The organism is Staphylococcus sp. EG-SA-2 (genome assembly GCF_017152085.1).
Genome location: NZ_JACYHC010000987.1, coordinates 1 through 835, shown reverse-complemented (window position 1 = coordinate 835; position 835 = coordinate 1). Strand labels below are relative to the sequence as shown.

The window sequence follows — 835 nt, the reverse complement described above, 5'->3', positions numbered from 1 at the left end:
GGATAAACCGTAATACTTGTTCCTACATTAAATATATACAGTTAATTTTCTTCCCTCAAAGTAAGTATCCTACTATTTTTAATTTATTGTTTAATTACTCTTGAACTACCTTTAACTTAATCTCGAATTTATGATGATTAGCATAAAAATACACCCCATAAAGTTAGTTTTTTAGTCTAACTTTCGGGATGCACATCTTAGTTCTAATGGAGATTGTCTTTTAAATAGGCTATGACATTTCTATTTCAGGCTAGATATATTTGTATTTATAGTATAAATACAAAGAATGTAAAGACAACTATGATATTAATAGGTAGTAACGACAAACATAACTCTTTAGCTTTTTCGCCATTTTTTCCCATCATAACTTCATTATATCGATTCATATACTTTTCGACATCTTTAACAGTGACATCTATTCCTGAGTTGCTCAATTTACTTTTCATAATTATTTTTGATTTCGTATTGTGATTATCCACTACTTATCTATAACGAGTTCGCAACTTTAGTACCATCACAGCATTCATAGTTAAAATATGTTGGTGTCGTATTTTAAACTTGAAAATGTCACGTTTTCCACAATATTTGTAAGTGTATAAGCCATGATCCTTTTCCTTATATCTTAGTCCATACTTGCTTTACCACTGTTCGATATTTTGTCGTTCACCTTTAAAGTTATTGCGCTTATGATGTCTACGCGCTAATTCCGCCTCAATTTCTGAAAAATCGACGCCTAGCGCATGCATCAAGACAAATAAATGATAAAGTTCATCTGCTACTTCACTTACAAATGCTTTTTTGTCACCTTTAATTGCTTCAATTACGACTTCAAAAG

2 protein-coding genes are annotated in these 835 nt (G+C 30.7%); both read right to left on the bottom strand.

Annotated elements, in window-relative coordinates:
- Positions 1 to 266: 266 nt before the first annotated feature.
- On the bottom strand, positions 267 to 446 hold the full coding sequence (locus IDG60_RS17005; RefSeq protein WP_000837587.1) for a hypothetical protein: 180 nt from the start codon (positions 444 to 446) through the stop codon (positions 267 to 269).
- A 192-nt stretch (positions 447 to 638) separates the two neighbouring features.
- Positions 639 to 835: phosphoribosyl-ATP pyrophosphatase (locus tag IDG60_RS17000; protein ID WP_346767038.1), on the bottom strand; the 197-nt coding region annotated here is incomplete at its 5' end.